This is a genomic window from Mesorhizobium sp. B2-1-8 (assembly GCF_006442545.2).
In the GTDB taxonomy this organism is placed as follows: domain Bacteria; phylum Pseudomonadota; class Alphaproteobacteria; order Rhizobiales; family Rhizobiaceae; genus Mesorhizobium.
On sequence record NZ_CP083952.1, the window covers coordinates 2,010,133 to 2,035,253 of the forward strand.

Sequence of the window (25,121 nt, forward strand, 5' to 3'; positions counted from 1 at the left end):
GGCATGTCCGACGCCGCCGACAAGGATTCGAAAACCGAAGAGGCGACGGAAAAGAAGATCCGCGACACAATCGAACAGGGCAAGCTGCCCCATTCGAGGGAGACCGCGCTCTTCGCCTCCTTCGTCGCCATATTGGTGTTCACCGTCTTCTATGCCAAGGATGCGATCGTTGACCTCGGCATGTTCCTGTCGATGTTCCTCGAGAAGCCGGAAGCCTGGCCGATGAACACCGAGACCGACGTCATCGCGCTCTACAAGCTCGTCATGCTGGAAGTCGGCCGCGCCGTACTCAGTCTGCTGGTGCTGCTCTCCGTTGCCGGCATTGGCGCCTCGGTGCTGCAGAACATGCCGCAATTCGTCGGCGAGCGCATCAGGCCGCAGTTTTCGCGGATCTCGATCGTCAAGGGCTGGAGCCGGATGTTCGGCGCCCAGGGCTGGGTCGAATTCCTGAAGTCGCTTGCAAAGGTCGGTTTTGCCATCGCCGTGCTCACCTTCACGCTGTCGGAAGATCACCGCAAGCTGCTTGCCGGGATGATCACCAATCCGGTCGCTTTCGGTCTCGTCATCCGCGGCATCGCCGTCGACATACTGGTGGCGATCGTCTTCGTGATGGGACTGATCGCGGCGATCGACGTCGTCTGGTCGCGCTTCCACTGGAAGCAGGACCTGCGCATGAGCAAGCAGGAGGTCAAGGACGAGTTCAAGCAGGCCGAGGGTGACCCGATCGTCAAGTCGCGGCTGCGCTCGCTGGCGCGAGACCGGGCGCGCAAGCGGATGATGACGGCGGTGCCGCGCGCGACGCTTGTCATCGCCAACCCGACCCACTTCTCGATCGCACTGAAATATGTGCGCGACGAGGATTCGGCGCCGCTCGTGGTGGCGAAGGGGCAGGACCTCGTGGCGCTGAAAATCCGCGAGATCGCCAAGGAGCACAACATCCCGATCTTCGAGGACGTGGCGCTCGCCCGCTCCATGTACAAGCAAGTTTCGGTCGATAATGTGATCCCGTCGCAATTCTACCAGGCCGTCGCCGAACTGGTGCGGATCGTCTATTCGAAAAAGGCTGAGCGCAGACAGATTTCATGAACCGGCAACCGCACGCAAAATCCCGTGAGATCATCGTCGCCAGCGCCATCGAACAGGTGGTCGGCGAACTGAGGTTGATCGATGTCGCCGACTATATCGCCTTCATCCGGCTGGAGCATTTCGCCTGCCTGTCGGACTTGGTCGATTCAGCGGTGGAGCTGTTCTTCATGCCGGGTACGCTGAGGCTCGGCCATGGCGGCGAGGCGCATGTCGACTGGAGCGGCAGCCCGCGCATCGTGCTCGACCTGGAGCTCAGGCCACCCGGCGTGACCGTCTATTTCCAGCTGACGCTGAGCGAGGCCGGCAACACGGTCGTGGTCAATTACGTGTCGTTTGAAAAACCGGGCGAAGACCCCGAGCATAATACGGCGCTGCTGGAGGCTGTGATCGAACAGGCCCGCATCCGCAAAGTCGAACCGTTGGCGTTTTAAAACGCTCCCGTCAGCCGACATCTACTATTCGATAAGCCCCAGCCGCAGCGCCTTGGCGACTGCCTGATTGCGGTTGACGGCATTGAGCTTCTGGGTCGACTGGGTGAGGTACTGGTTGGCGGTGTGCACCGACAGTTTCAGGAGCCGCGCGATCTCCTCGCTGGTGTTGCCGTTGGCGGTCAGCTTCAGGCATTCGAGCTCTCGCTTGGAGATCGAGCGCATTCTGCCGGCATCGCCGGGACGCATGCGCGCGACCGCGGCAAAAAGCGAGAAGCAGCGAGCGTGGATTTCGTAGAGCGCATCCTGCGGCAGCGCGATCTCCGATCCCTGGAAGACGACGAGGCCGCATTGACCGCGATCGGCATGGACGGGAAAGGCGATGCCGCTCGATCCGGGTGTCAGCGGCGCCATCTGTCCGGTCCAGGCGAGACTGCCGAATATGTCGGCCATGGCCGACACGCCATCATCCGTCCACCAGCGCGGCTCGGTCGAAATCCGGCTATGGCGAACGATGTCCTCGCCATTGGCGCCTGAAATGAACTTCGTCGCCATCGCGATGCCGGGATAATCGGAATCAAAGCACGGGACCAGCCGGTCGCGCTCCGGCGATGGGCTGACGAAGAACAGTCCGAAGGCCGAGGCGTTGATGTCGACTGATATCCAGCGGCAGCGGCGCACCGCATCGGGAATGGTGACGGCGTGATGTGTTTCGGATCCCAGCGAGAAGGCGCCGAAGGGGCTGCGCTGCTCGTTGAAAAGGGCTTCCGCGGCGTCCTTGATGTCGGCGTGTTTCAAATGATGCCACTCCTGATCGCCGTGGCGATGGCCATCGCGCGGTTGCTGGCCGCGAATTTCTGGATGGCGTGGGTGATGTAGCTGTTGACGGTGTTTGAGGAGACGCCAAGGATGACTGCCACCTCGTCGGTGGTCTTGCCTTCCGAGACCCAGAACAGGCATTCGCGCTCACGATCCGAGAGCGGATCCTGCATGGCCGCGGCGGCGATCAACTGCGGAATGTGCGAGAGCGCGTAGCAGCATTTCAGTTGCGCCTTCATCAGCGCCGGCTGGTCGATCTGGCCGGCCGCCGCCGCCGAGAACAAGGCGAACAGGCGCCGACGGCCGACATTCAGCCGCAGTGAATAGATTTCGGCATGGCCGAGCACGTCGAGGAGCCGGGCCTCTTCGCCCGAGACCAGCCCCTCGGCATCCGGCGCCTCGGCCGCCACGAACGGTGTCGGACGGATACCGGGTGCGGCGGTGAGCGGTCCCTGGGCAAGGCTTGCGATCAGCCGCTTGCCGATCAGCTCGATGGCGTCGAAGATCCAGTTCGAGGAGACGATATGCGCATCGTTGCGGTCCTGGTCATGGACGATGGCGACCAGCATGTAGCTGTCAGCGCCGATCTCGGCGGTCAGCTCCATGAAGAAGCTGGTGAGATCACCGCGCGACGTCAGGCGCGAGCCCAATGTGTCGGATTGAAGAGGCGCGGCGGGACTGCTCATCTGCTGCTTTTGGCCGGAATCGATGCTGATGTCCGGTTGCTGGAGAGCCAGCCGCCGAACCCGAAAACGCGTTACTTTTACGAGACACACAAGGCGCGGGGCCGCGCCCAACCAGACGGAATCCATTCAGGGCACGCGAAGACATCCGCGTCTGGCGCCGGAGAAGTCCGGAACGTGAGACTTTGGGTGGTTGCCGCGCCCCCCGAGGACCGGCTGATTCGGGTCTAATCTACCCGCAGATGAATCCGACATCAAACGCGATTTGACAAAATCGAATCCGATGGACTCGGCCTGCGACTCAGAGGCCGATCTCCATGCCTTTCCATGGGCGGGACGTCGAGCCGGGCAGGCCGGTCATCGCGTTTGCGATGGAATCATACGATGCCGGTGGATGCAAAAAAGGGCGGCCCCCGCCACCCTTTCCCCTGTCCGTCTTCCGCGCAGACCGTGCTCCCTCTGAACGACGAATCTAACGATCCTCGAAGCCGGTCAGCACGCCGACGGCATTGATGCCGATCTCCTCGACGGCGTAGCCGCCCTCCTGGACGAACAGCGTCGGCAGGCCGAGTTTGGCGACGCGCCGGCCGATCTTGGGATAGTCGGGGCTTTTCAGCTTGAACTGGCTGATCGGGTCCTTCTCGAAGGTGTCGACGCCGAGCGAGACGACGACGATGTCGGGCGCGTAGGCGGCGAGCCTGGCGCAGGCATCTTCCAGTGATGCGTTCCAGGCCTCCCAGCCGGTGCCGAAGGGCATGGGATAGTTGATGTTGAAACCTTCGCCCGGGCCCGCGCCGCGCTCATCGGCATGGCCGAGAAAGAAGGGGTATTCGACCATCGGATCGCCGTGCAGGTTGAGAACCTGCACGTCGGCGCGGTCATAGAAGATCTCCTGCGTGCCGTTGCCGTGGTGATAATCGACGTCGAGGATCGAGACACGTTTGGCGCCCTGGTCACGGAACCATTGCGCGGCGACCGCCGCGTTGTTGATGTAGCAATAGCCGCCCATGAAGCCGGCGCCGGCATGGTGGCCGGGCGGACGGCAGAGCGCGAAGGCCGATCTCTCGCCGTCCTTGACCAGGCCGGCCGCGGTCAGCGCGACGTCGTAGGACGATTTGATCGCGGCCCAGGTACCCTCGACGAAGGTGGCGCCGCCGTCGAAGGAATAGTAGCCGAGCAGGGCATCGATGCGCTTGGGCGGCACGTCGCCGCGCAGGCCGCGCGTCGGCCAGGTGAAGGGCATCGCCGAGCCCGTGAAGCCGGATTCCACCCATTGCGGCCAGACCGTCGGCAGGAAGTCGATGTAGTCGGCTCTGTGGACGCGCTTGGCGGCGGCAAGGTCGTGCTCGACCGGCGCGATGATCGGACCGAGCTTCTCCGTTTCGACGCGCGCCTTGATGAACTCCGCGCGCGAGGGCTTTTCAAAGCCGGGCACGACGGCAGAGGTAACCAGTTCCATCTGGCCGGCGTGGCCGGCGTGAAGCGGCGAATAGACAGTCTTCATGAAGTTCCTCTCGAAGCGCGAAATCAACCAAGATTGAGATAGGGGCTCAGCAGCGCGAGCCACATGGTTTCGACATCGTCCTCGATGAGGTCGAATGTCCTGCGGTCCTTCTTCAGCCCCACGAGCCGGCAGGCATGCCCGACCTCCATCATCACCACGCCGAGCCGGCTGGCGATCTTGCCTTCGAGCGCCGGGTTTACATGCTGCAGCCAAGCCGCATAGAGGGCGATGATCTGGTCGTCATATTCGTTCTGGATCGGCCGCAGTTCGGCATTGCCTGAGATGGCCTCGATCACCGGCATCAGGGTGGCGTTTTCGAGATAGAGCTTCGACGTGTCGATGAAGAGCTTGCGCACTTCGCGCCGAAACTCTTCGCGGTTGGTGGGCGCGGCGACCTTGATGCGCCTAGCGATCACCTCGGGAAAGGACGACAGCCAGCGCCGTGCCAGATCCAGAAGAATGGCTTCCTTGTTGGGAAAGTACTGGTAGACCGAACCGACCGACAGGCCCGCGCGCTGCGCGATGGCGAGCGTCGTCGGCGTCTTGGTTCCTTGCTCCCGCGTCAGGATCAGCGCGGCGTCGAGAATCCTGTCGACCACCTTGCTGGATCGCTGTTGCCGAGGCTGCTTGCGCGGTTCGAGCGCTATCCTGGTTTTGCGGTCGAGACTGCGCTTCACTGCTTGATGCCCTCGTACCCCGCCTGGTCCCAACACGGGCGGAGCGTGCTGTCCACAATACATTCTAAATCCGGCATGTTGACAAACGCGAATAATCAGTCGCATTCTTTATCCACGCTGTCTCTTGGGATAACAAGGGGAATTTCGAAGACAGCGCGCCGGCATCATTCGTTATCCGACGGTCCCGCTCCGTGGTGTGGGGGGTCGTTGGACGCGAGCTTTGCCGCTCTCAGTCAGTCGTCAAAAGCGCGGAGTCGCGATGTCGGTCACGGGTGCGGGTGATAGTGCGGATCTGATTGTCATCAACGGTCGTGTGCTGACCATGGACGATGACAATCCCGCCGCCGAGGCCGTTGCCGTCAAGGACGGCGCCATCATCGCCATCGGCAGCAGCACCTCCATCGAAGAGTTCAAGGGATCGGGCACCAAGGTCATCGACGCGCTTGGCGGATCGGTCCTGCCCGGCTTCATCGAAGCCCACATGCATCTGTTTTCGGGCGCCGCCGAGCTTGCCCATCTGCAACTGGCCGGGGTGCACGGGTTCGAGGCGCTGCAGAAGGCGATCCGCGGCTATGCAGCGACGCACCCCGACGCGCGGATGCTGGTCGGGCAGAGCGTCGACTATACCGTGCTCGACGACGAGCGGGTGACGCGCCACCATCTCGACGCGGTCCTGCCGGACCGGCCTTTCGTCATGGCCGCCCCCGACCATCATACGATGTGGGCCAACACCAAGGCGCTAGAACTGGCCGGCATCCTCAACGGGCGCACGCTTGGGCCGGGCAACGAGATCGTCATGGGCGACGATGGCCTGGCAGCGGGCGAATTGCGCGAGGGCGAGGCGTTCGGCCCGGTTCTCGACCTTGCCGGCGAAGGCCGCGTGCGACTGGGCCTGGCGACCGGCGGCGAGCCCAACCCGATGCCGTCGGCCGCCGAACGCGCTGCCGACCGCGACATCATGCGGCGCGGGCTTGCCTGGTGCGCGCGCCACGGCATTACCTCTATCCAGAACATGGACGGCAATCTTTACCAGCTCGAACTCTTGGCCGAGATCGAGGCCGAGGAAGGGCTGCCCTGTCGGGTGCGGATCCCCTTCCACTACAAGAATTTCATGACGCTCGACATGCTCGACAAGGCGTCTGTCATGGCAGAGCGCTACGACAGCGAGTGGCTGTCGTCGGGCATGGTCAAGGTGTTTTATGACGGCGTGCTCGATTCCTGGACGGCTGTCATGATCGAGCCCTATGCCGATCGGCCCGACTGGGTCGGCGAGCCGCTGTTCACGCCGCAGCAGTTCATCGATCTGGCAGTCGCCGTCGACAGGCGCGGGCTGCAGATTGCGGTGCACTCGATCGGCGACGGCGCGGTGCGTGCCGTGCTCGACGGCTACGAGGCGGCGCAAAAGGCCAATGGCAAGCGTGACAGCCGGCATCGCGTCGAGCATATCGAGGTCACCACCACCGCTGATGTGCCTCGGTTTGCCGAACTCGGCGTCATCGCTTCCATGCAGCCCCCGCATCCGCCGGGCGCCATGGATTTTCCGCTGGAGCCGACCGTGTCGCGCATCGGCCCGGCCCGCTGGCCGCTGAGCTATGCCTGGCGGACCTTGAAGAACGCCGGCGCCCATGTCGTGTTCGCCTCGGACTGGCCGGTTTCGCCGATCGACCCGATCCTGGGCATCCAGGCGGCAGTACTGCGCAAACCCTGGGCAGAAAGCGATCCCGACCAGAGCTTCTCGCTGCATGAATCGATCGCCGCCTACACGGTCGAGGGCGCCTATGCCGAATTCGCCGAGCACCGCAAGGGCATGCTGAAATCAGGCTACATGGCGGATCTGGTGGTGCTGTCGGCCGATATCGGGAAGACGACGCCAGCCGATCTGCATAAGCTGCGGCCGGTGACGACGATCTGCGGCGGCAAGGTCACCTATCAGGCCTGATAATGGCATGAGGCTTGCTGGCTAAAAGACTGACTGAACTGTGATTCAATGCCGGGCTTGCCAACCTACCGGCCATGTGGTCACATCCAACAGGGGACAAACTCCGCCAGCAAGAGCGGGGTCAACAGTGAGGCGTAATCGTGCCGGACAAACCGGATCGGAATGCGATTGAAGTAGTAAACGTCAGCAAAATTTTCGGATCGGGTGAGGGGCAGGTCGCTGCCCTCGACAAGGTCTCGGTATCCATCCGCGAGAACGAGTTCTTCACGCTGCTGGGACCCTCCGGCTGCGGCAAGACCACCTTGCTGCGGCTGATCGCCGGCTTCGACTTTCCAACCGCCGGCGAGATCCTGCTCTACGGCCAGGACATCGCGCCATTGCCGCCCTTCAAGCGGCCGGTCAACACCGTCTTCCAGTCCTACGCGCTGTTCCCGCATATGACGGTCGCGGACAATATCGGCTTTGGCCTGGAAATGCTGGGCAAGCCGAAGGCCGAGATCAAGGCGCGTGTCGCCGAGATGCTGAAGCTGGTCAAGATGGAAGCGCTGGCCGGCCGTCGCACCGGTCAGATTTCGGGTGGCCAGCAGCAGCGTGTGGCGCTGGCCCGGGCACTCGCGCCGCAGCCGAAAGTGCTGTTGCTCGACGAACCGCTCTCGGCGCTCGACTACAAGCTCCGCAAGGAGATGCAGATCGAACTGAAGCGGCTGCAGAACGAGACCGGCATCACCTTCATCTTCGTCACCCATGACCAGGAAGAAGCGCTGACGATGTCGGACCGCATCGCGGTGATGTCGTCGGGCAAGATCCTGCAGGTCGGCTCGCCCTGGGACATCTACGACAAGCCGGCGGAGCGCTTCGTCGCCGACTTCATCGGCGAAACCAATTTCCTCACCGCCGCCATCTCAGGCGCCGGCAAGGGCAAGGCGCGCGCGACGCTCAAATCCGGTGCGATCATCGAGGCGACCGTCGCAGAAGGCTTCCAGCCGAAAGACAATGCCACCGTGGTGGTGAGGCCCGAGCATGCCAAGCTGACGAAGGACAAGGGCGACCTGTCGGGCACGGTCGAGAACATCGTCTATTTCGGCACCGACACGCATATACATGTCCATCTCGACAGCGGCGAGGCCTTCACCGTGCGCCAGCAGAACACGCGCAGCGCCGGCTGCGGTTTCGATCGCGGCGACAAGGTCGGCATCATGATCGGCAACGACGCCGCGCAAGTGCTGAGGGACTGATGGCGACCGCGGAAGAAGTCGCCAAGGCAGCGGAACGGCGCGATGTCCGCGACCGCTGGCTTTTGTCAGCGCCGGCGCTGCTGGTCATTCTGTTTGCCGCGACCGGCCCGCTGCTGATCGTGCTGGTCTATTCGTTCCTGACCCCCGGCGCCTATGGCGACGTGAAATGGCAGTTCTCATCCGACGCCTGGACATCGGTCTTCCTGGAGCGCGATATTTTCGACGACACGCTGTCGCTCGCGGCGGCGCACGTCACCATCGTCTGGCGCTCGATCAAGCTTGCGGTTGTGACGACGCTCGCCACCTTGGCGCTCGGTTTCCCGACGGCCTATTTCATGGCGACGCGCAGCGAAAAGACCAGGGATCTCTGGCTGTTCCTGATCACCATCCCGTTCTGGACGAACCTGTTGATCCGCACCTTCGCCGTGCTGCAGATCATCCGCAACGAAGGCATCGTCAACACGATCCTGCTCAAGCTCGGCATCGTCTCGGCACCGGTCCAGATCCTTTACACCGACACGGCGATCCTGATCGGCATGGCCTATGTCTACCTGCCGCTGATGGTGCTGCCGATCTATGCCAGCATGGAGAAGCTCGATTTTCGCCTCGTCGAGGCGGGCTATGATCTCTATGCGACACGCTTCAAGGTGCTGCGCAAGATCATCTTTCCGCTGGTCAAACCCGGCGTCATTGCCGGCTCGATCCTGGTTTTCATTCCGGCACTGGGCGCCTATGTGACGCCGAGCGTGCTTGGCGGCGGCAAGAACATGATGCTGTCCAACCTGATCGAGTTGCAGTTCGGACAGGGCCGCAACTGGCCGCTGGGCTCGGCGCTGTCGATCACGGTGATGATCATCGTCATGGTGGCGCTGCTTGCCTATGTGCGCAATGCCGGCAAGTCGGGGGTGCGGCATGGCTAGCAACTTCTCCATCAAGCACCAGCCGGGCTTCACCGCGATCGCGGCAACCTGTTTCATCGTGCTCTATCTGCCGATCTTCGTGCTGGTGATCTACGCCTTCAATGCGGCAAGCTCGACCTCGGAATGGGGCGGCTTTTCGCTGAAATGGTTCCAGTCGGCATACCAGAACACGCAGGTCATCGATGCGACGCTGCGCTCGTTCCAGATCGGCTCCATCGCGGCGGTGCTGTCGACCATCTTTGCTACCATGGCCGCGCTCGCCACCACCCGCACGGCGTCCTATCCCGGCCTGACCTTCAAATACGCGGCGATCAACCAGCCGCTGATGGTGCCCGAGATCGTCACCGGCGTGGCGCTGCTGATCTTCTTCTCGCGCATCAAGATCTTCACCGGTTATTCCGGCATCGGCTACCTGGTCGCCGCGCATACGGCGTTCTGCATTCCCTTTGCCTATCTGCCGATCCGGGCGCGGCTGGAGAATATGGACCTGACGCTGGAACGCGCCGCGGCCGACCTCTACGCGACGCCGTGGAAGACCTTCCGCCGGATCACGCTGCCGCTTTTGTGGCCCGGTATCCTGGCCGGTCTGATGCTGGCCTTCGTCATCTCGCTCGATGACGTCGTCATCACCGAATTCGTCAAATCGGGCGGCCAAGACACGCTGCCCACCTATATGCTCGGCCAGATCCGCCGCGGCATCACACCCGAGATCAACGCGATATCGACCGCCTTCCTGCTGCTTTCGGTCGCGATCGTCACGTTGTTTTTCTTCGTCAGCAGGAAACGAGACTGAACCTGAAATGGGAGTTAAAACCATGAACTGGAAGACAACAGCGAGCGCCATGGGGTTGGCGCTGCTCGCTTCGACGGGCATCGCCCGCGCCGACGGCGAACTGAACATCTACAATTGGGGCAACTATACCAGCCCCGACGTGATCAAGAAGTTCGAGGCCAAATACAACATCAAGGTGACTATCACTGACTATGACTCGAACGACACCGCGCTGGCCAAGGTCCGCCAGGGCGGCACCGGCTTCGACATAGCGGTGCCTTCGCAGACCTACGTGCCGATTTGGATCAAGGAAGGCCTCGTGCTCGAGACCGATCCCGGCAAGATGGAGAACTTCAAGAACGTCGCGCCCGAATGGGCCAATCCCGACTTCGATCCAGGCCGCAAATACTCAGTGCCGTGGGCATTGGGCACTGTCGGCGTGGTCGTCAACACCGACGTCTACAAGGGGCCGGCCGACAGCTGGGGCATCATCTTCAACACGCCGGACGAGCTCAAGGGCAAGGTCAACGTCGTTCCCGAGATGAATGACGTCATCTTCGCGGCGATCAAATATGTCGGTGGCCAGCAATGCACCGACGACAAGGCGGTTCTGAAGAAGGTGCGCGATACGCTTGTCGCGGCCAAGCCGAACTGGATCGCCATGGAGTACAACACCATCGAAAAGATGGGCGCCGGCGACTTCAAGGCAACCAGCGACTGGAACGGTTCGGCTCTGCGTCAACGCCTGGCCAATCCGGCCATCCACTACAATTATCCGAAGGAAGGCTATGGCCTGTGGAGCGATAACGTCGTCGTTCTCAAGGAAGCCAAGAACGTCGAGAACGCCAAGCTGTTCCAGAACTTCATCATGGATCCGGAAAACGCGGCGGGCCTCTCTGCCTTCCACCGTTACGCCAACGCCATCACCGGCTCGGACAAGTATATGCCGGCGGACATGAAGGACGCGCCGGAAGTCGTGATTCCAGCCGCCGCGAAGCCACAGGGCGAATTCCAGAAAATGTGCGCACCGGAAATCCAGGACATCTACACCAAGATCTGGACCGAACTGCAGAAGTAGTCACAGACACAAGGGACCCGGCGGCACCCGCCGCCGGGTCTTTTCTTTTCCGGGAATGGCCTTTCATGGACTCCTATCGCAACAGCGATCCGCGGCCGCCGATCATGCAGGGCTCGCCGTCCGCCATGGTGCCGCCCAGGCTCGATTGGGACCGGCCACCGTGGAACCGATGGGCTTTCCAGCATATCAGGGAAATTCTGCCGACCGCCGAAGTCTGGCGTGGCGCTGGTCACCGCCACCGCATCGAACGCGCCGAAGTCGATCTCGACGGGCTGGCGGTAGAAGACAGCGAGGGCAGGCCTTCGACACTCGCCGGCTTGCTCGACGAGACCTATACGGACGGCTTCCTGGTGCTCAAGGACGGCAGGATAGCCTATGAGCGCTATTTCAATGGCATGGACGAGCGCACGCTGCATCTGTCGCAGTCGATGGCGAAGTCCGTCACCGGCACGGTGTTCGGCATATTGGCCGGGCGCGGCCTGATCGATCCGGCCAGGCCGGTCACCGATTATTTGCCGGAACTCGGCGCCACCGGCTGGGCCGGCGCCAGCGTCCAGCATGTGCTTGATATGACCACCGGCGTGCGGTTCTCCGAGGAATACACCGACCGCTATTCCGACATCGGCCAAGTCGATGTCGCCACCGGCTGGAAGCCGGTGCCGCCGGGCAGCGATCCGGATTTCCGCTGGCCCTCGCACATGTTCGAGCTGATCCTGGGCTTGAAAGAGACCGTGCGCCCGCACGGCGCTCGGTTTGAATATCGCTCGATCGAGACGGACGTGCTCGCCTTCATCATGGAACGGGTGACCGGCAAGCGGCTGGCGCAGCTGGTTTCCGAGGAGCTCTGGCAAAAGCTCGGCGCGGATGAAAGCGCCTGCTTCACCGTGGACAGCGCTGGCTGTGCGCTGGCCGATGGCGGCTTCAACGCGACGCTGCGCGACTACGCCCGCTTTGGCCAGCTGATCCTCGACGATGGCGGTGGCATCGTGCCGGCCGACTGGATCGAGGCGACGCGCACTGGCAAGCATGGTCCGGATTTCTCCGCCAGCCTGCCCGATGGCAGCTATCGCAACCAGTTCTGGATCGAGAATTCCAGTTCGCGGGCACTGATGTGCCGTGGCGTGTTCGGACAGTTGATCCACATCGACTGGAACACAGGAATGGTGGTGGTGAAGCTGTCGACCTACCCGGATTTCAGCAACATGGCCTATTCCGTGGCAACGCTGAAGGCCGTGCACGCCATCGCCGCGGCGCTCGCCTAAACCTCAAGAAGAAAAAGACTGGAAGGAAACGCCATGACCGGCAAGACCGCGTTCGAGACACGATACGGATTCCGCCGTAACGAGGTGCTGCTCGGCAACTGGCGCGTGGGTCCGTTCAACCGGTGGTCGTTCCAGAATCTCGGCGAACTGGTGCCAACCGCCCGCGTGACGGCGCCGGCCGGTGTCGAGGCGCCGATGCGAGACCTCAGTGGCTTGCTCGGCGAGAAGGTCACGGTCGCGAGCGCACCGGAGACGGTGGCTGAATTCCTCCTGCGCTCCAGCACCGACGCGCTGACGGTGATGAAGGGCGGCAAGATCGTTGGCGACTGGTTCGCGCCGCATATGGATTTCGGCGCGCGCCACATCATCTTCTCGATCAGCAAGTCGGTGACCGCGATCATCGCCGGCATACTGGAAGGCGAGGGGGTGTTCGACCCTGAAGCGCCGGTGACGCATTACATTCCGGAAGCTGTGCGCTCGGCCTATGGCGATGCAAGCGTTCGGCATGTGCTCGACATGAGCGTCAGCCTCGATTTCGAGGAGGCCTATCTCGATCCGGAAAGCGCCTTCGCCCGCTATCGCCGCGCGACGCTGTGGAATCCCGGCGGCGGCACCGAAAGCCTGCGTGAATACATCCTGACCCTGCAGCGGCTTGCCGAGCCGCATGGCCAGACCTTCCGCTACCGCTCGCCCAATTCCGACCTGCTCGGCCTTCTCTTGGAACGCGCGTCAGGGCAGCGCTTCTGCGATTTGATGCGCAAAAAACTGTGGCTGCCGCTTGGCGCCGTCAGCGAGGCCTCCATCGGTGTCGACATGGAAGGCACGGCACGCACCGCCGGCGGCATTTCGGTGACGCCACGTGACCTGGCGCGCATCGGCGAGATGATGCGGCAGGGCGGCACAGCCAATGGCCGCCGCATCGTGCCCGAGGCCTGGGTACGCGACACCACCAGCACCGGTGGCAGCTCGGAAGCTTGGCAGCGTGGTGCCATGCTGCCGCTGTTCCCGAAAGGCCGCTACCGCAACAAATGGTATCAGACCGGCTTCGAAAATGGTGCCTATTGCGGCATCGGCATCCACGGCCAATGGCTTTATGTCGATCCCAGGACCGAAGTGGTGATCGCCAAGATGTCGTCGCAGCCGGAGCCGGTCGACGATCCGCTGGACATTGAGATCGTCGCGTTCTTCGAGGCGCTGAGCCTGATGGTCTAAGGCGCTGCGACGGCCACATTAGAGGCTGCTTTCCTGTGGACCCGCCGCGCTGATGGATGCGCGGGTGGTTGGCGGACTGAACGTGTGCGCTTATGGTCGCCGCTCTTTTCGACGAGAGTGGGAATGACATGGCATCCGACATCAAGCGCATCGCAGCCATCATCGCGGCCGAAATCAAGGCGCGGCCCGAACAGGCGGCCGCGGCGATCGGACTGCTCGATGAAGGGGCGACAGTGCCGTTCGTGGCACGCTACCGCAAGGAGGTGACCGGCGGGCTGGACGACACGCAGTTGCGCGACCTTGCCGAGCGTCTTGTCTATCTGCGCGAGCTCGACGCCCGCCGCGACACCATCCTGGGCTCGATCCGTGAGCAGGGCAAGCTGACCGAAGAGCTTGAAACCAAGATCGCGGCGGCGGCCACCAAGGCGGAGCTCGAAGACATATACCTGCCGTACAAGCCGAAGCGCCGCACCAAGGCCGAGATCGCCAGGGAGCGCGGGCTGGGGCCGCTGGCCGAAGCCATTCTCAACAATCGTTCGCTGGTGCCGGCGGAAGTTGCGCTCGCCTATGTCACCGAAGAGGTGGCCGACACCAAGGCCGCGCTCGAAGGCGCGCGCGATATCCTGTCGGAGCAGTTCGCCGAAAATGCCGATCTGGTCGGCAAGCTGCGCAGCTACATGAAGGAGCGCGCCTTCCTGCGCGCCAGGGTGGTCGACGGCAAGCAGGAGGCCGGCGCGAAATTCTCGGACTATTTCGATCATGTCGAGCGTTGGTCCAGTGCGCCAAGCCACCGCGCGCTGGCCATGCTGCGCGGCCGCAACGAGGAGGTGCTGTCGCTCGATATCGAGGTCGACGCGGATGACACCTCGCCGGTGAAGCCGGTCGAGCGGATGATCGCCAATGCCTATGCCATCGGCGGCAGCCTGCCGGGCGATCGCTGGCTGATGGAGGTCGCCGGCTGGACCTGGCGGATAAAACTGTCGCTGCACCTGACGCTCGATCTGATGCGCGACCTGCGCGAGCGGGCCGAGGAAGAGGCGATCCATGTCTTCGCCCGCAACCTGAAGGATTTGCTGCTCGCGGCTCCCGCCGGCTCGCGGCCGACGATGGGGCTCGATCCAGGCATCCGCACCGGCGTCAAGGTCGCGGTGGTCGACGGCACCGGCAAGCTGGTGGCAACGACGACGGTCTATCCGTTTCCGCCGCGCAACGATGTGCGCGGCACGCAGGCCGAGCTTGCCGCGCTGATCCGCAAGCACAAGGTCGAGCTGATCTCGATCGGCAACGGCACCGGCAGCCGCGAAACGGAGAAGCTGGTGGCCGACATGCTGTCGGACATGCCCGCGGGGGCAGGCCCGAAGCCGCTCAAGGTGATCGTCAGCGAGGCGGGTGCCTCGGTCTATTCGGCGTCGGCGACGGCGGCGGCCGAGTTTCCCGGCCTCGACGTGTCGCTGCGCGGCGCGGTGTCGATCGCGCGGCGGCTGCAGGATCCGCTGGCCGAACTGGTCAAGATCGAGCCGAAGTCGATCGGTGTCGGCCAGTACCAGCACGATGTCGACCAGTACCGGCTCGGCCGCTCGCTGGAGGCTGTCGTCGAGGACGCCGTCAACGCGGTCGGCGTCGATCTCAACACCGCCTCGGCGCCCTTGCTGGCGCGCGTTTCGGGCCTCGGCGCGTCGCTCGCCGAAGCCATCGTCGCGCATCGCGATGCGACCGGCCCGTTCGCCAGCCGCAAGGATCTGCTGAAGGTGGCACGGCTTGGGCCGCGTGCGTTCGAACAGTCCGCCGGATTCCTGCGCATTGCCAATGGCAGCGAGCCGCTCGATGCCTCGTCGGTGCATCCGGAAGCCTATGGCGTGGCCAAGAAGATCGTCGCCGCATGCGGCCGCGATGTCCGCGCGCTGATGGGCGACAGTGCCGCGCTGAAGGCGCTCGACCCGCGCGTCTTCGTCGACGAGCGTTTCGGCCTGCCGACGGTGCGCGACATTCTTGCCGAGCTGGAAAAGCCAGGCCGCGACCCGCGCCCCGGCTTCAAGACGGCGACTTTCGCCGACGGCATCGACGACATCAAGGATCTGAAGCCCGGCATGCTGCTGGAAGGTACAGTCACCAACGTCGCGGCGTTTGGCGCGTTCGTCGATATCGGCGTGCACCAGGACGGGCTGGTGCATGTCTCGCAACTGGCCGACCGTTTCATCAAGGACGCGCATGAGGTGGTCAAGGCTGGCGACGTGGTGAAGGTGCGCATCGTCGATGTCGACATCAAGCGCCAGCGCATCGCACTCTCCATGCGCAAGGATGGCGGCGAGGGCGGCGCGCCGAGGAGCGGACCGCGCGACAATGGCGGCGGCAGGCCGGCGCCACGCTCGCCGGCGCCGCAGCGCCAGCCGGAACGTCCAGCACAGCAAGGTGCGTTCGGCGCGGCGCTGGCGGACGCGCTGAAGCGGAAGTAGCTACCACGCCAGAACAGCCGGTTCCTTGTCGAGTTGGCCCAGCAGCCAGTCTCGAAAGCTGGCAGCCGGTGGATAACCGCGCTTGTCGTGGGGGACGACGAGGTAATAGGCGCTGCGGCTTTGCATCGGCTGGCCGGGCGCCGGCACAAGCTGGCCGCGCTGCAATTCGCCGTCGATGAGAAGCAGCGGCAGGAGCGCCACGCCAAGTCCCGCCATGCAGGCCTGGGCGGCGGTGCCGAACTGCTCGAACTGCATGCCGGGTCCGGTCGGCGCGTTCAGCCCCTGATTTTCGAACCATTCCGTCCATGCGCCGGGGCGGGTCGTCATGTGCAGCAGCGGCAAACGACCGATGTCGGCCGGCGTGGCGATGGCGCGGCCGGCGAGGAATTCCGGCGACACCACCGGCGCCACGGTTTCGCGTACCAGAAGCGTCGAGTGGGCTTCCGGCCAGTCCGGCAAGCCGTAGTGGATGGCCGCATCCAGCCTCTCCCTGGCGAAGTCGAAGCGGCCGACGCGGGTTACGAAGTTGATGGTGATGTCGGGATTGCTTTCGACGAAATTGGGGATCATCGGCATCAGCCAGCGCGTGCCGAAGGTCGGCAAAATGGCCAGGTTCAGGATACCGCTATGTCGATTGCTCATCAATCCGAGCGCTGCGTCGCGCAATTGGCCAAGTGCCGAGCGTACCGCGTCGGCATAGATTTCGCCTGCCGTCGACAGGCGGACGTTGCGGCTGTCGCGCTCGAACAATCGGCGGCCGAACTGATCCTCCAATAGCCTGATCTGCCGGCTGACAGCGCCCTGGGTCAAGTCAAGCTCCTGCGCGGCGGCGGTGAAGGACCCAAGCCGGGCCACCGCCTCGAAGGCAGCGAGGGCGCTGATGTTGGGCAAAAGGCGGCGCTGAACACTCATGATCCATTCCTAACGCTCATTGATCCGTGAAGCAATTTCGTTTGATTTTTTCAGGCCACGGGCCGATAAGCCGGGCTTCACCCTTGTGAGGATCAAGCCATGGCCGCCGACAAGAATGCATTCGTCTGGGAAGACCCGTTCCTGATCGAGGACCAGCTTTCGGAAGATGAGCGCATGGTGCGCGACGGCGCGGCGGCCTTTGCCGCCGACAAGCTCGCGCCGCGCATCGAGGAGGCCTATCTCAACGAGACTTTCGACACTGCGATCTTCCGCGAGATGGGCGAGGCCGGCCTGCTCGGCATCAACATTCCGGAGGAGTTCGGTGGCCTCGGCGCCAACTATGTCACCTACGGGCTGGTGGCGCGGGAAGTCGAACGCGTCGATTCCGGCTATCGCTCGATGATGTCGGTGCAGTCATCGCTGGTGATGTATCCGATCCATGCCTATGGCTCGGATGAGCAGCGCAAGAAGTACCTGCCGAAGCTCGCCAGCGGCGAATGGATCGGCTGTTTCGGTCTGACCGAGCCGGATGCCGGCTCCGACCCCGGCGGCATGAAGACGCGCGCGGAAAAGACCGCCAGCGGCTACAAGCTGACCGGCTCCAAGATGTGGATTTCCAACGCCCCGGTCGCCGACGTATTCGTCGTCTGGGCGAAGTTGAAGGGCGAGAACGGCAAGGACGAGATCCGCGGTTTCGTGCTGGAGAAAGGCATGAAGGGGCTGTCGGCGCCGAAGATCGGCGGCAAGCTGTCGCTGCGGGCGTCGATCACCGGTGAAGTGGTGATGGAAGGCGTCGAAGTCGGCGAGGACGCATTGCTGCCCAACGCCAAGGGCCTCGGTGGACCGTTCGGTTGCCTCAACCGGGCCCGCTACGGCATCTCCTGGGGCTCGATGGGTGCGGCGGAAGATTGCTGGCATCGCGCTCGGCAGTATGGCCTCGACCGCAAGCAGTTCGGCAAGCCGTTGGCCGGCACCCAGCTTTACCAGAAGAAGCTCGCCGACATGCAGACGGAGATCGCTTTGGGGCTGCAGGCTTCGTTGCGCGTCGGGCGCCTGCTCGACGAGGGCAAGATGGCGCCGGAAATGATCTCGATCGTCAAGCGCAACAATTGCGGCAAAGCGCTCGACATCGCCCGCCAGGCCCGCGACATGCATGGCGGCAACGGCATCCAGATCGGCTACCACGTCATGCGCCACGCGCAGAATCTGGAGACCGTCAACACCTATGAGGGCACGCATGACGTGCACGCGCTGATCCTGGGAAGGGCGCAGACGGGGATACAGGCGTTCTTTTGAGCGACTTTAAGCCGGCAACGGGTTCTTTAATTTAGGTGCACCGCAACATCCGCTTGGAGAATTGCGGCCAGATGTGTCAGGGTTCGGCCAGTTAAACGCCGATCTCCGGGGCCCCATGGCAATTCTGGCAGCCGTCTACCACCTGACCCACTACAAATACGACCGGCCGGTGGTTCTGGGTCCCCAGGTGATCAGGCTTCAGCCTGCACCGCATTCCCGCACCAAGGTGTTGAGCCATTCGCTGAAGGTCGAGCCGGCGAACCACTTCGTCAATCTGCAGCAAGATCCCTACGGCAACTTCCTCGCCCGTTTCGTCTTTCCCGAGCCGGTGACGGAGCTGAAGATCGAGGTCGACCTCGTCGCCGACATGACGGTCTACAATCCGTTCGACTTCTTCGTCGAACCGTCGGCGGAGGCGTTCCCGTTCGATTATCCCGAGGAAATCAGGGATGATCTGGCCATCTACCGGACGCCGGAGCCGGCGGGGCCGCTTCTCTCGGCTTTCCTGGAATCCGTCGATCGTAGCGCGCCCAACACGGTCAATTTCCTCGTCGACCTCAATGCGCGTCTGCAGCGCGAGATCGCCTATATCGTGCGCATGGAAACCGGCGTCTTCTCGCCGGAGGAAACGCTGGCGGCGGCCAAGGGCTCCTGCCGGGATTCGAGCTGGCTTCTGGTGCAGATCCTGCGCAATCTCGGCATCGCCGCACGCTTCGTCTCGGGCTACCTGATCCAGCTCAAGCCCGACCTTGTCGCGCTGGATGGGCCGGCCGGCACATCGGTCGATTTCACCGACCTGCATGCCTGGTGCGAGGTCTATCTTCCCGGTGCCGGCTGGATCGGTTTCGACCCGACCTCCGGCCTGCTCACCGGCGAGAGCCATGTTCCGCTGGCCGCCACGCCGCATTTCCGCAATGCGGCCCCCATTTCGGGCATGGCGAGCTTTGCCAATGTCGAGTTCGGCTTCGAGATGCGGGTCGACCGCATCGCCGAGCATCCGCGCATCACCAAGCCGTTCTCGGATGAAAGCTGGCAGGCGCTCGACGCGCTCGGCGACAAGGTCGATGCCGCGCTCGAGGCCGGGGATGTGCGGCTGACCATGGGCGGCGAGCCGACCTTCGTGTCGATCGACGATTTCGAGGCCGCCGAGTGGAACACCGCCGCCGTCGGCCCGACCAAGCGTGAAAAGGCCGACGCGCTGATCCGCCGCCTGCGCGAGCGTTTCGCGCCCGGCGGCTTTCTGCACTACGGCCAGGGCAAATGGTATCCCGGTGAAAGCCTGCCGCGCTGGACCTTCTCGCTCTTTTGGCGCGCCGACGGCGAGCCGGTGTGGAGCGACCCGTCGCTGATCGCGCGGGAGAAAAGCTCGGCGGATGTCGGGCCGAAACAGGCCGAAAGCCTGCTGACGGCGATCGCCGGCGAACTGGGCATCGACACATCCATGGTCAGCGAAGCCTATGAGGACCCAGCCGAATGGCTGCTCAAGGAAGGCAAGCTGCCCGAGAATGTCGACCCGTCCAACTCCAAGCTGGAAGATCCGGAGGAACGCAGCCGCATGGCGAAGGTGTTCGAGCGCGGGCTGACCAAGCCGTCCGGCTATGTGCTGCCGGTGCAGCGCTGGAACAGCCAGGCGTCAGATCCGCGCTGGCGTTCGGAAAAATGGAAGACGCGGCGCGGCCGGCTGTTCCTGGTGCCGGGCGATTCCCCGGTCGGCTACCGTCTGCCGCTCGGCACGCTGCCCTATGTGCCGCCGGCGCAGTTCCCCTACATCGTGCCTGTCGATCCGTCGCTGCCGCGTGGCCCGCTGCCCGTGCGGGAAGCGATCTTGCCGACGGCCGCGCCGGCCGAACTGGAAGGCGCCGACGAAATGGCCCGCCGCCAGCAGGCGGCCTCGTTCACGGCGGCGACCGGCCAGCAGGAGCGGGTCGAGCAGGAGATCACCGAGATCGGCGGCGCGGTGCGCACGGCGCTTTCGGTCGAACCGCGTGACGGCAGGCTGTGCGTTTTCATGCCGCCGGTCGAGGCGCTCGAGGATTATCTCGAACTCGTCGCCGCCGCCGAGAACGCGGCAAAGGCGATTGGCCTTCCCGTGCATATCGAGGGCTACGGCCCTCCGCACGATCCGCGCCTCAACGTCATCCCCGTCGCGCCCGACCCCGGCGTCATCGAGGTCAACATTCACCCCGCCTCGAATTGGCAGGATTGCGTGGCGACGACGACGGCGATCTATGACGAGGCGCGGCAGACGCGGCTTGGCGCCGACAAGTTCATGATCGACGGCCGCCACACCGGTACCGGCGGCGGCAACCATGTCGTGGTCGGCGGCGCCACACCTAATGACAGCCCGTTCCTGCGCCGGCCCGATCTGTTGAAAAGCCTGGTGCTGCAATGGCAGCGGCGTCCCTCGCTGTCCTATCTGTTCTCCGGTCTGTTCATCGGCCCGACCAGTCAGGCGCCGCGCTTCGACGAGGCGCGGCACGATTCGCTCTATGAGCTCGAGATCGCCATGGCGCAGGTGCCGCATCCCGACCAGGGGGCCGCACCCTTGCCATGGCTGGTCGACCGCCTGTTCCGCAATCTGTTGACCGATGTCACCGGCAATACGCACCGCTCGGAAATCTGCATCGACAAGCTGTTTTCCCCGGATGGTCCAACCGGCCGGCTTGGCCTTGTCGAATTCCGTGGATTCGAGATGCCACCCAATGCGCGCATGTCTCTCGCGCAGCAATTGCTGGTGCGGGCCATCATCGCAAGCGCCTGGAAGAACCCGCTCGACGGACGCTTCGCGCGCTGGGGCACCTCGCTGCATGACCGCTTCATGCTGCCGCACTATGTCTGGGCGGACTTTCTCGATGTGCTCGACGACCTCAAGCTCAATGGTTTCGAGTTCCGGCCCGAATGGTTCGACGCCCAGCTCGAATTCCGCTTTCCCTTCTGCGGCGAAGTCCAGCATGCCGGCATCAAGCTGGAGCTCAGGCAGGCACTGGAACCATGGCATGTGATGGGCGAGCAAGGCGCGATCGGCGGCACCGTGCGTTTCGTCGATTCCTCGGTCGAACGGCTGCAGGTCAAGACCGAAGGCCTCAATCCGGAGCGCCATGCGATCGTCTGCAACGGCCGCATCGTGCCGATGAGGGCAACCGACAACCGGGAGGTCGCGGTGGCGGGTGTGCGCTTCAAGGCCTGGCAGCCGGCCTCGGGTCTGCATCCGGCCCTTCCGGTCAACACGCCGCTGGTGTTCGACATCTATGACCGCTGGTCCGGCCGGGCGGTCGGTGGCTGCGTCTACCATGTCGCGCATCCCGGTGGGCGCAGCTACGACACCTTCCCGGTCAACGGCAACGAGGCGGAGGCACGGCGGCTCGCCCGCTTCGAACCGCGCGGCCATACCCCGTCCGGCTATGTGTTGCGCGAAGAACAGCCGGGGGAAGACTTCCCGATGACCCTTGACCTCAGACGTCCACCAAGACTGTGATCTGACATGGCAAAGGGGAATCACAAAAGGGTACGCGGCAAGCCGCAGGCCCATAGCCTGCTGGAGCACTACCAGCCGATCGATGGCGTCGTCGACGAGATGGTCGACGCGTCGGGCAATCCCCGCCCGGTCTGGAAGGATTTTGTCGAGGCGCTGGACGAACTCGGTGCCGAAAAGCTCGGCCAGCGTTTCGCCCGCGCCGACCAGTATCTGCGCGATGCCGGCGTCTACTACCGCGTCTATGACAAGGCGGGCGCCAACGAGCGCGAATGGCCGCTGGCGCACATCCCTGTGCTCATCGAGGACAGCGAGTGGCAGGCGATCAGCGCCGGCCTGGTGCAGCGCGCCGACCTGTTCGAGGAAATTGTCGCCGATATCCATGGGCAGAACCGGCTGGTCGAAAAAGGCATCCTGCCGGCAGGGCTGATCGCGGCGAGTCCTGAATATTTGCGGCCCGTGGTCGGCACCAGGCCGGCCGGAGGGCATTTCCTGCATTTCTGCGCCTTCGAACTCGGCCGAGGCCCGGATGGCCGTTGGTGGGTGTTGGGCGACCGCACCCAAGCGCCTTCGGGCGCCGGCTTCGCGCTGGAGAACCGTGTCGCCACCACGCGCGCTTTGTCCGACATTTATGGCGAGATGCATGTGCACCGGCTCGCCGGCTTCTTCCGTCGCTTTCGCGATGCGCTGATCGGCATGGCAAAGGAGAGCGACGGCCGCGTCGCCATCTTGACGCCGGGACCGCTCAACGAAACCTACTATGAACACGCCTATATCGCCCGCTACCTCGGCATCATGCTGCTCGAAGGCGAGGACCTGACCGTTTCCGGCGGCAGGCTGATGGTGCGCACCGTGTCGGGCCTGATGCCGATCAGCGTGCTGTGGCGGCGGCTCGACGCCGCCTTCGCCGATCCGCTCGAACTGCGCGCGGATTCGCAGATCGGCACGCCGGGTTTGGTCGAAGCGATCCGGCAAGGAACGGTGTCCACCGTCAATGCGCTTGGCTCCGGCCTGATGGAGACGCGTGCGCTGCTTGCCTTCCTGCCCAAGATCGCGCGTGAATTGTGGGGCGAGGAGCTGCTTTTGCCCAGTGTGGCGACATGGTGGTGCGGGCAGGAGACGGAGCGCGCCCATGTGCTCGCCAATATCGACCGGATGGTGGTCGGCCCGGCGCTGTCGACAAGACTTGCCTTCGAGGATGACGGACAGACAAAGCTCGGCTCGGCGCTATCGGCCGGGGAACGGGCGGAGCTGGTGGCGCGCATCGAACGCGATGGCGAGGCCTTCGTCGGCCAGGAAGCGGTGACACTTTCGACGACACCCGTCTATGTCGGCGGCTGGCTGGAACCGCGGCCGGCAAGCTTGCGCGTCTATCTGGCGCGCACGCTCGAGGGATGGACTGTGATGCCGGGCGGTTTCGCCCGAGTCGGCATGTCGCTCGACCCGACGGCGATGGCCATGCAGCGCGGCGGCCAGGCGGCTGATGTCTGGGTGGTCAGCGACAGGCCGGTCGAGCGCGAGACGCTGCTGCCGCAGGAGGGCGACAGCTTCAACCGCACCAAGCCGGGTAGCCTGCCCAGCCGCGCGGCGGAAAACCTGACCTGGCTTGGCCGCTACATCGAACGCTCGGAAGACACCGTGCGCATCCTGCGCGCCTATCATGTGCGGCTCGCCGAAACGTCCGATCCAGACATGCCTCTGCTGGCAGATATCAGGGACTATCTCGAGCCGTTCGGCATCGATGTCGAAACGGCGATCCCATCGGGATTGATCGGCATGCTCGACAGCGCCGTCTACAGCGCCGGCCAGATCCGCGATCGTTTCTCGCCGGATGGCTGGCTGGCGCTCAAGGATTTGTCGAAGACGATCCATCGGTTCGCCACCACCGTGGCGCCCGGCGACGACGCGACGCGGGCCATGACGGTGATTCTGCGCAAGCTTGCCGGATTCTCAGGCCTGCTGCACGAGAACATGTACCGTTTCGCCGGCTGGCGCTTCCTCGAGATCGGCCGGCGGCTGGAGCGCGGCATCCAGATCGCCAGCACGCTGGCCAGACTGACCGGTGGCAAGGCGCCGGATGGCGCGCTGGACATGATGCTGGAGATCGGCGACAGCGTCATGACCCATCGCCGGCAATATCCGGTGCAGGCTGGCCGGCGCACGGTGATCGATCTCCTGGCGCTCGATCCGCTCAATCCACGCTCCGTCCTGTTCCAATTGGAACGGCTGAAAGCCGAGATAGGGTTGTTGCCGGCGACCGGCGGCGAGGGGCACATGTCGGCGGCGGCCAAGGAGATATTGCAGCTCAACACCGCCATCGCCATCAAGGAGCCGGCTGACATGACGACGAAGGCGTTGAACGAACTCGCCAGCGAAATCGGCGGCCTCTACAACAGCCTCGCCAGAGCCTATTTCGGCTAGAAAGCAATGGCCATGCTGTACGACATCCGGCTTCTGCTCCATTACGACTATGCCGCCGCTGCCGGCGGCGGCCGGCATCAGGTGCGGGTGCTGCCGCCGACCATTGGCGATGTGCAGCGCGTCATCGCCGCTTCACTTTCCTTTGAGCCGGCGCCCAATGAACGATCCGACTTCACCGATTTTTTCGGCAACAACGTCACCTCGATCGCGTTTCGCGACGCGCATGAAGCGCTCGACATTAGGATGAGCGCGCGCGTATCGGTGTCGCGGCCAGAGCCTGGGCTCGACGTGTCGCCCGATATCGGCCGGCTCAGGCAGGAACTGGCCGCCGTGCGGTCGCTGGCGCCGGCATCGCCGCATCACTTCTTGGTGGCAAGCGGTCATGCCGGAATGGATGCGGCGATCACCGCCTATGCGCAAGGCAGCATCGGTGGCTCGACCGCAGGCACGGCGATGAGCCTCTGCAAGCGCATCCACCATGATTTCACCTACGATGGCGAAGCGACCACGGTGCGAACCCGGGCCAGCGATGCCTTCCGGCTGAAGCGGGGCGTCTGCCAGGATTTCTCCCACATCATGATCGCCGGGCTACGCGGTCTCGGCATTCCGGCCGGCTATGTCAGCGGCTTCCTGCGCACCATTCCGCCCAAGGGCAAGCCCCGGCTGGAAGGTGCGGACGCCATGCATGCCTGGGTCAAGGTCTGGTGTGGACGCGATGCCGGCTGGCAGGAGTTCGACCCGACCAACGGCATGCGGGCCTCCAACGACCATATCACCGTCGGTTACGGGCGCGACTATTCGGATGTGGCGCCCATCGTCGGTGTGCTGAAGACGACCGGCGGACAGGTCGGGGAGCAGGCTGTCGACGTCATCCCGGTGGTACTCGAAAAGGCGTGAAACGGGGGCGTGCCAACTTGTCCGGCATGGATAGACGAAACGTCTTCTCAAACCT

General features: G+C 63.9%; 19 protein-coding genes. 14 read left to right on the forward strand and 5 right to left on the reverse strand.

Translation table 11 applies throughout. From position 1 onward, the window contains the following. Nucleotides 1-3: 3 nt before the first annotated feature. The gene (flhB, locus tag FJ970_RS09905; RefSeq protein WP_140755896.1) at nucleotides 4-1,086 is read left to right on the forward strand and encodes a flagellar biosynthesis protein FlhB; all 1,083 of its coding nucleotides are present in this window, start codon (nucleotides 4-6) and stop codon (nucleotides 1,084-1,086) included. Further along, nucleotides 1,083-1,517, forward strand: a complete 435-nt coding sequence (locus FJ970_RS09910; RefSeq protein ID WP_140755894.1) for a hypothetical protein — start codon at nucleotides 1,083-1,085, stop codon at nucleotides 1,515-1,517. Before flhB ends, FJ970_RS09910 begins: the two co-directional genes overlap by 4 nt. A 24-nt stretch (nucleotides 1,518-1,541) precedes the next feature. On the opposite strand, the gene FJ970_RS09915 is transcribed toward FJ970_RS09910, so the two are convergent. The 4 genes from FJ970_RS09915 to FJ970_RS09930 all read right to left on the reverse strand — a co-directional run bounded on the left by FJ970_RS09915 (nucleotide 1,542) and on the right by FJ970_RS09930 (nucleotide 5,197). Beyond that, nucleotides 1,542-2,312, reverse strand: a complete 771-nt coding sequence (locus FJ970_RS09915) for a helix-turn-helix transcriptional regulator (protein ID WP_140755892.1) — start codon at nucleotides 2,310-2,312, stop codon at nucleotides 1,542-1,544. Further along, a complete protein-coding gene (locus tag FJ970_RS09920) occupies nucleotides 2,309-3,019 on the reverse strand; it encodes a helix-turn-helix transcriptional regulator (protein WP_140755890.1) in 711 nt (236 codons plus the stop codon). Before FJ970_RS09920 ends, FJ970_RS09915 begins: the two co-directional genes overlap by 4 nt. Before the next feature lie 469 nt (nucleotides 3,020-3,488). Next, the gene (locus FJ970_RS09925; protein WP_140755888.1) at nucleotides 3,489-4,520 is read right to left on the reverse strand and encodes a histone deacetylase family protein; all 1,032 of its coding nucleotides are present in this window, start codon (nucleotides 4,518-4,520) and stop codon (nucleotides 3,489-3,491) included. 23 nt (nucleotides 4,521-4,543) lie between these two features. Beyond that, nucleotides 4,544-5,197 (reverse strand): TetR/AcrR family transcriptional regulator, encoded by a 654-nt coding sequence (locus FJ970_RS09930; RefSeq protein WP_140755886.1) that lies wholly within the window; start codon nucleotides 5,195-5,197, stop codon nucleotides 4,544-4,546. Between the two features lie 259 nt (nucleotides 5,198-5,456). Here FJ970_RS09930 and FJ970_RS09935 point away from each other — a divergent pair, with 259 nt between their 5' ends. The 8 genes from FJ970_RS09935 to FJ970_RS09970 all read left to right on the forward strand — a co-directional run bounded on the left by FJ970_RS09935 (nucleotide 5,457) and on the right by FJ970_RS09970 (nucleotide 16,068). Beyond that, a complete protein-coding gene (locus FJ970_RS09935; RefSeq protein ID WP_140755884.1) occupies nucleotides 5,457-7,136 on the forward strand; it encodes an amidohydrolase in 1,680 nt (559 codons plus the stop codon). 140 nt (nucleotides 7,137-7,276) lie between these two features. After that, nucleotides 7,277-8,371, forward strand: coding sequence for an ABC transporter ATP-binding protein (locus FJ970_RS09940; RefSeq protein WP_140755882.1), 1,095 nt, complete (start codon nucleotides 7,277-7,279; stop codon nucleotides 8,369-8,371). Continuing rightward, entirely contained in the window at nucleotides 8,371-9,291 is a 921-nt protein-coding gene (locus FJ970_RS09945) for an ABC transporter permease (RefSeq protein WP_140755880.1), read from the forward strand. Before FJ970_RS09940 ends, FJ970_RS09945 begins: the two co-directional genes overlap by 1 nt. After that, nucleotides 9,284-10,084, forward strand: coding sequence for an ABC transporter permease (locus FJ970_RS09950; RefSeq protein ID WP_140755878.1), 801 nt, complete (start codon nucleotides 9,284-9,286; stop codon nucleotides 10,082-10,084). Before FJ970_RS09945 ends, FJ970_RS09950 begins: the two co-directional genes overlap by 8 nt. A 22-nt stretch (nucleotides 10,085-10,106) precedes the next feature. Beyond that, entirely contained in the window at nucleotides 10,107-11,141 is a 1,035-nt protein-coding gene (locus FJ970_RS09955) for an extracellular solute-binding protein (protein ID WP_140755876.1), read from the forward strand. Nucleotides 11,142-11,206: 65 nt separating this feature from the next. Continuing rightward, complete coding sequence (locus FJ970_RS09960; protein ID WP_140755874.1) at nucleotides 11,207-12,403, forward strand: serine hydrolase domain-containing protein; 1,197 nt, start codon at nucleotides 11,207-11,209, stop codon at nucleotides 12,401-12,403. 33 nt (nucleotides 12,404-12,436) lie between these two features. Continuing rightward, nucleotides 12,437-13,615: a serine hydrolase domain-containing protein gene (locus FJ970_RS09965; RefSeq protein WP_140755872.1), complete on the forward strand. Its 1,179-nt coding sequence runs from the start codon at nucleotides 12,437-12,439 to the stop codon at nucleotides 13,613-13,615. A gap of 128 nt (nucleotides 13,616-13,743) precedes the next feature. Then, nucleotides 13,744-16,068, forward strand: a complete 2,325-nt coding sequence (locus tag FJ970_RS09970) for a Tex family protein (RefSeq protein WP_140755870.1) — start codon at nucleotides 13,744-13,746, stop codon at nucleotides 16,066-16,068. Here the strand turns inward: FJ970_RS09970 and FJ970_RS09975 are convergent, their stop codons facing one another. Continuing rightward, entirely contained in the window at nucleotides 16,069-16,980 is a 912-nt protein-coding gene (locus tag FJ970_RS09975; protein WP_140755868.1) for a LysR family transcriptional regulator, read from the reverse strand. 99 nt (nucleotides 16,981-17,079) lie between these two features. Here FJ970_RS09975 and FJ970_RS09980 point away from each other — a divergent pair, with 99 nt between their 5' ends. The 4 genes from FJ970_RS09980 to FJ970_RS09995 all read left to right on the forward strand — a co-directional run bounded on the left by FJ970_RS09980 (nucleotide 17,080) and on the right by FJ970_RS09995 (nucleotide 25,066). Continuing rightward, a complete protein-coding gene (locus FJ970_RS09980) occupies nucleotides 17,080-18,276 on the forward strand; it encodes an acyl-CoA dehydrogenase (protein ID WP_140755866.1) in 1,197 nt (398 codons plus the stop codon). A gap of 115 nt (nucleotides 18,277-18,391) precedes the next feature. Then, nucleotides 18,392-21,751 carry a DUF2126 domain-containing protein gene (locus tag FJ970_RS09985; protein ID WP_140755864.1) on the forward strand — a complete coding sequence of 1,120 codons (3,360 nt, stop codon included), beginning with the start codon at nucleotides 18,392-18,394 and terminating at the stop codon, nucleotides 21,749-21,751. A 6-nt stretch (nucleotides 21,752-21,757) separates the two neighbouring features. Then, nucleotides 21,758-24,169 carry a circularly permuted type 2 ATP-grasp protein gene (locus FJ970_RS09990; RefSeq protein WP_140755862.1) on the forward strand — a complete coding sequence of 804 codons (2,412 nt, stop codon included), beginning with the start codon at nucleotides 21,758-21,760 and terminating at the stop codon, nucleotides 24,167-24,169. 12 nt (nucleotides 24,170-24,181) lie between these two features. After that, nucleotides 24,182-25,066, forward strand: a complete 885-nt coding sequence (locus FJ970_RS09995; RefSeq protein ID WP_140755860.1) for a transglutaminase family protein — start codon at nucleotides 24,182-24,184, stop codon at nucleotides 25,064-25,066. Nucleotides 25,067-25,121 lie beyond the last annotated feature (55 nt).